Genomic DNA, 5,332 nt, shown 5'->3' on the forward strand with positions numbered 1-5,332 from the left:
GCAACCGGCGACTGGCCAAGGACTTCGAGGAGACCATTGAAAGCTCCACCGCCTGGCTCCTAATGGCCTCCGTTCAACTCATGGCCCGACGGATCGCAAACCCATGATGTCCCTCGAAAACATTATGAGTCAGACTCTAAGGCCAAGCCCGCTGACAGGTTCACCGCGCGGCCGCCGGCATGGCGGCGCGTGGAATGATCGCGCCGATGTGCTGCACGACGATATTGGCCAGGCGGCGCGCCGCCAGGACCGCGGCCCGGGGCTCCTGCCCGTTCAGCCGCGCCGCCAGATAGCCGGCGTTGAAGGCGTCGCCGGCGCCGGTGGTGTCCAACGCCCGGACCGGCGGATCGTGCCGGACACGCACCACGCCGCCCCCCACGCGCACGGTCACGTCGTGGCGCGGCTCGCGGATGACGACCTCCGCGTCCAGCTCGCCCCACGCCGCGGGCAGGGTCTCGGCCGCCTGGCCGTAGAGGCCTTCCAGGTCCGTCGCCTGGGCGGAGACGTAGGCGCACAGCGGCAGCACCGCCTCGGTCGCGGCCCGCGCCTGTTCGCGGCTCGCCCAGAGCTGCGGGCGGTGATTGGGGTCATAGGCCACCGCGACGCCGGCGGCCTTGGCCTGGGCAAGCAGGTGGATCAGTTCCTCGCGTCCGGTCTCGCCGGCGATCGCCAGGGTTATGCCGGAGAGATAGACGAGCCTGGCCGTGGTCACCGCCGCCTGCAACTGGCCCATGTCGGCCATCGCCATATAGTCGCGCGCGGGCGCCTCCGCCCGCCAGTAGAAGAACCGCCGCTCGCCCGTCTCGTCGCGGTCGAAGGTGTAGAGCCCGGGCAGCCGGCCGGGCGCGGCGCGAACCAGGCTCGCGTCGATCCCTTCCTCGGTCATCAGGCGCATGATGCCGGCGCTGAACGGGTCGCCCTCGCCTACCGCCGTGCCGAAGGCGGCGGACAGTCCCTGGCGGCGCAGATAGACGGTGGTGTTGAAGGTGTCGCCCGCATAGCCGATCGCGGCCCGGGTCGGCCCGGTCAGGCCGACCTCCACCATGCATTCCCCGAAAGCGACGACGTCGGTCATGGCGCCCCTCCGCGCCAGTGTGCCGGATCTGAAGTTCGCCCGCATCTGGGTCACGCGCCGGAGCGAACTTCGAAATTGGGACACTGGCGATCCGCGGACGCCCTTAATCGCTCGGGCAGCGGTCAAGGTTCCCGCCGCCGCGGAACCTTGGCGGCGGGTGAAGCGTTGCCATAACGCGGGTTTCTCCAGGCCCGCCGATGACAAGAGCCCTGGCCCCCGCTGGCCCAAGCGGGGGTCTTCTTGCGTTCCCGCACAATAACGTGAACCCGGCCGGAACCGCCCTCACGGCTCCGGGTTCTGTGTCCGCAGTCAAACCGGAGAGCCTTTGATGAGACGCGTATTGCTTCTGACCGCTGCAGCGACCGCCGCCCTGTCGCTCGCGGCCTGCCAAAAGAAGGCGGAGGGGAACGCCGTGGTCGCCGAGGGCAACGCGGCCTCCAGCACGATGAGCACGGCCAATCCCGGTCAGACCGGCCCGGTGAATGCGGCGCAGAACGCGGCCTCGGCGGTGGTCGGCCAGACCTCCGCAGCGACCGTCGGCGCGCACGACACCGGCGCCTTCGTCGACAACGTCACCCAGGCCAACATGTACGAGATCAAGGCCGCCCAGATCGCCCAGCAGAAGGCGACGTCGCCCGAGGTGAAGGCCTTCGCCAAGATGATGGTCACCGACCACACGGCCATGGCCAACGAGCTGAAGCCGCTCATCACCAAGGCGGGCAAGACCCCGGCGGCCGCGCTCGACCAGCGGCGGCAAGGCCTGCTCGACAACCTGGGCGCCGCCAGCGCCAAGGACTTCGACAAGGCCTACATCGACCAGCAGGTCGCAGGCCACGACGAGACGCTGACCCTCGTGAAGGGCTACGCCGACAATGGCGGCGATGCGGGCCTGAAGGCGGCCGCCGGCAAGGCCGCGCCGAAGGTCCAGGCCCACCTCGACAAGGCCAAGGCCATCCAGGCGAAGCTGGCGAGCGGCTGACGACCCGCGACGCCAGCGTGGATACGGCGGCCGCCCCCATGACGGCCGCCGCTTTTTTGTCTATTGAGGCCGCGCCGCGGCGAGCGGATGACCGTCGACGCGCCAGCTCGGCGGCACCGCCGGCGCCGGATGATCTCTCAGGAGCGCCTCCGGGAAGCCCTGATTGATGAAGGCGACCATCGCCTCGCGCACATGGCAGCGCAGGTCGAACAGTTGGCCGGAGTTCGCCGCGCTCATCAGGCAGCGGATCTCCAGGCTCTTTTCCCGCGCGTCGGTGACCTGCAGGGCGCAGACGCGGCCGTCCCACAGGGGCGTGGCCTTAAGCAGTTCCACAAGCTTGGCGCGCAGCGGCTCGACGGGGGTGATGAAGTCCACGTAGAGCATCACCGTCCCCATCTGGCGCGCCGTATCCCGCGTCCAGTTCTGGAAGGGCTTCTGCAGGAAGTAGGTGAGCGGCAGCACCATCCGCCGCTCGTCCCAGATCTTGACCACCACATAGGTGGCGTTGATCTCCTCGACGTGGCCGACCTCGCCTTCGACCAGCAACTGGTCCTCCAGCCGGATCGGCTGGGTGGCGGCGATCTGCAGCCCGGCCAGCAGGTTCGATAGCAGCGGCTGCAGCGCCAGGCCGACCAGGATCCCCGCCGCCCCGCCCGCGGCCAGCAGGCTCACCCCCCACTGGCGCACCTGGTTGATCGTCATCAGCGCCATGGCCACGGTCACCACCACGACCAGCACGCTCGCCGCGCGTTGCAGGATGCGGATCTGCGTCGCGTGCTTGCGCGCCAGCAGGTTGTCGTCGACGTCGATACGGTAACGCCGCAGGAACACCGCGGCCGACAGGTCGACCGCGATCAGCGCGATCCAGCCGATCAGAACGACGAAGGCGATGGCGAAGGCGTGCTGGGCGAAGGCGGTCTGCTCGCGGGTGAGCGGCGAGGCCGCCAGGGCGGCGCTCAAGAAGGCCACCACCAGGGCGAGCCGTCCGGGCCCCTCGCTGCGGACCAGCAGCGGCCGCCAGAATTGATGGCCGCCCCTCAAGCCCCGCCGCACCAGCCGCACGATCACGCGGTGGGCGATCAGGGCGGCGGCGAGCGCGAGCAGCATCAGCACCAGGGTGAACACCCAGGGCGGGGCCCAGGCGAACCAGGGTTGCAGGTCTTTCAGCGCGGTGATCGGGCTCATCGGTGATCCGGGTGCGGCGCCCCCGCCGTGGCGTGAAAACCCTTGGATGCGGCCCTGGTTCACCCCAACTAGGCGTTCGGGGACTTCTGCCCCCGTCTGTCCAAGACATGAGCATCGCCCAACCCCGCCTGTTCGAAGACCCGCCGCCCGGCCTGCCGGAAGGCTTCGTCTACCGCCCGGACTTCGTCAGCCGCGAGGAGGAGTTTGAGCTGGTGCGCCGGCTGGAGCCCCTGCCCTTCGCGCCCTTCCAGTTTCACGGTTTCGAGGGAAGGCGGCGCGTGGTCTCGTTCGGCTGGCGCTACGACTTCAACGAGGGCGGGCTGAAGCGCGCCGAACCCTTTCCGGAATGGCTGCAACAGCTCGCCGCGCGGGCGGCGGCCTTCGCTGGGGCGGGGCCGGGCGCCTTCGCCCACGCGCTGATCAACGAGTACGCCCCCGGCGCCGGGATCGGCTGGCACCGCGACCGGCCGCAATTCGAGGACGTCGTCGGCGTCTCGCTGGTGTCGCCGTGCCGGTTCCGCTTCCGCCTGCGCGAGGGCGATAGCTGGAGCCGCGCCGCCGTCACCGCCGAACCGCGCTCGGCCTACCTGCTGCGCGGACCGTCCCGCCGCGCCTGGGAGCATTCGATCGCGCCGCTCGAGACGCTGCGCTATTCGATCACCTTCAGGACCTTCCGGGGCGACGTGGGGCCGGATCGGGCATCCTAGCGCGGATCGCCCGCCCTCGCGGGGACGAGCGGGGAAGTGGATGGCCCTAACGACTGGCGAGTTGCGCCCCGAGCGCCGTCCGGTCGAGCTGGGCGATCAAGGGCGCGTCGCGGCCGTAGATGTCGCGGCGCACGCTGAGCCCCTGCCCGGTCGGGACCGCGGTGAAATAGGCCAGATAGACCGGCACGGGCTTGGCCAGATAGGCCTTCGTCTCCGCAGGGCCCGGCCCCACGCCCTGCTGGACCACGGCGTCGCCGAGCAGCCAGCGGCCGAGCCGCAGGGCGTCCTCCAGCCGCACGCAGCCGGCGCTGGCCAGCCGCTCCTGGCCGGCGAAGAAGCTGCGCAAGGGGCTGTCGTGCAGATAGACCCCCTTGGGATTGGGGAACATCAGCTTGATCTGGCCCATCATGTTGTCGGAACCGGGCATTTGCCGGACCCTGAGCGTCATCCGGCCGGCGGCGACGGCGCGCCAGTTCACACGGGCCGGGTTCAGCGGCTTGGCCTTGGCGTCGTCCCAGCTGGAGAGCGCTTGCAGGCGCTGGCTGTGGAAGTAGCCCACCCCCTGCTTCAGCACCTTCGGCGCCATCCGGTGGGCGACCAGGTCGGGGGGCACGTTCCAGTAGGGGCGGAACACCGCATAGCGCACCAGGGCCGCCATCGGCGGGGTCGGGTCGCTGGGCTTGCCGACCACGACCTTCATGCTGTCGACCGGCCGGCCGTCCTGGTACATCCAGAGCCGCTGGGCGGCGATGTCGACGAGGATGAAGCGCCGGCCGAGATCCACCGGCAGGGCCCGCGCCCGTTCCAGGTTCGCCCGCAGCACCTCCACGCTCGCGCCGGGCGGCGGCCCCTTAATCGCCGCGCGCAGGCGCGTGTAGATCGGGTTCATTTGCGAGACCCGCGCCAGGCCCGCCTGCAGCGAGCGCGCGCGGGCCACGGTCTCCAGCGCCGCCGCGCGGCTCAGCGACGGCGGCCGGAACTGGCTGTCGCTGTACATCATGGACACCCCCGGCTGCGGGCGGTGCAGGTCGGAGGCCCAGGCCGCCAGGGTGGCGGAGAGCGCCAGCTCCGCCGCGGCGAGGTCTTCCGGCCGGCCGCTGCGCGCGGCGCGGACCGTCGCGGCCAGCTCGTCGGGGCGATAGTCGGCGGGATTGAGGCCGTCGGCGCGGGCGTCCCGGACCCGGGCGATCAACTGCTGGGCTTCCGGCGCGACCCGGCCCTTGGCGGTCCACAAGGGACGCTCGCCGCGGGCGGCGTAGAAACCGACGAGCTCCGCGTCGGCGCCGGGCCGGGCGAGCTCTTGAGCCAACTGGGCGCCGACGACGCCGGCGTCCGCGAGGGCCTGGGGCGCCGTCTCGACGTCGGCGGACGCAGCCAGGGCCGCCT

At 70.9% G+C, this 5,332-nt stretch carries 5 protein-coding genes and 1 pseudogene; 3 read left to right on the forward strand and 3 right to left on the reverse strand.

All coding sequences use genetic code 11. The annotated features are described in order from the left end of the window. A pseudogene (locus tag VJS38_RS05280) lies at positions 1–107 on the forward strand (IS5/IS1182 family transposase); the annotation flags it as partial. Between the two features lie 53 nt (positions 108–160). Here the strand turns inward: VJS38_RS05280 and VJS38_RS05285 are convergent. After that, on the reverse strand, positions 161–1,075 hold the full coding sequence (locus VJS38_RS05285) for a sugar kinase (RefSeq protein ID WP_324087107.1): 915 nt from the start codon (positions 1,073–1,075) through the stop codon (positions 161–163). Between the two features lie 328 nt (positions 1,076–1,403). On the opposite strand from VJS38_RS05285, the gene VJS38_RS05290 reads away from it, so the two are divergent. Next, positions 1,404–2,054, forward strand: coding sequence for a DUF4142 domain-containing protein (locus VJS38_RS05290; RefSeq protein ID WP_324087108.1), 651 nt, complete (start codon positions 1,404–1,406; stop codon positions 2,052–2,054). 60 nt (positions 2,055–2,114) lie between these two features. Here VJS38_RS05290 and VJS38_RS05295 read toward each other — a convergent pair whose 3' ends face one another. Further along, positions 2,115–3,239: a mechanosensitive ion channel family protein gene (locus tag VJS38_RS05295; RefSeq protein ID WP_324087109.1), complete on the reverse strand. Its 1,125-nt coding sequence runs from the start codon at positions 3,237–3,239 to the stop codon at positions 2,115–2,117. 107 nt (positions 3,240–3,346) lie between these two features. On the opposite strand from VJS38_RS05295, the gene VJS38_RS05300 reads away from it, so the two are divergent. Continuing rightward, on the forward strand, positions 3,347–3,946 hold the full coding sequence (locus tag VJS38_RS05300; RefSeq protein ID WP_324087110.1) for an alpha-ketoglutarate-dependent dioxygenase AlkB: 600 nt from the start codon (positions 3,347–3,349) through the stop codon (positions 3,944–3,946). Positions 3,947–3,992: 46 nt separating this feature from the next. Here the strand turns inward: VJS38_RS05300 and VJS38_RS05305 are convergent. Next, a partial coding sequence (locus VJS38_RS05305) for a L,D-transpeptidase family protein (RefSeq protein ID WP_324087111.1) occupies positions 3,993–5,332 on the reverse strand: 1,340 nt, incomplete at its 5' end.

Origin of the sequence: Phenylobacterium sp. (assembly GCF_035276905.1) — a bacterium.
Lineage (GTDB): Bacteria > Pseudomonadota > Alphaproteobacteria > Caulobacterales > Caulobacteraceae > Phenylobacterium.

Coding starts and splice junctions, on each gene's coding strand:
- VJS38_RS05285 (WP_324087107.1), bottom strand. CDS start 1,075: ATGACCGACGTCGTCGCTTTCGGGGAATGCATGGTGGAGGTCGGCCTG.
- VJS38_RS05290 (WP_324087108.1), top strand. CDS start 1,404: ATGAGACGCGTATTGCTTCTGACCGCTGCAGCGACCGCCGCCCTGTCG.
- VJS38_RS05295 (WP_324087109.1), bottom strand. CDS start 3,239: ATGAGCCCGATCACCGCGCTGAAAGACCTGCAACCCTGGTTCGCCTGG.
- VJS38_RS05300 (WP_324087110.1), top strand. CDS start 3,347: ATGAGCATCGCCCAACCCCGCCTGTTCGAAGACCCGCCGCCCGGCCTG.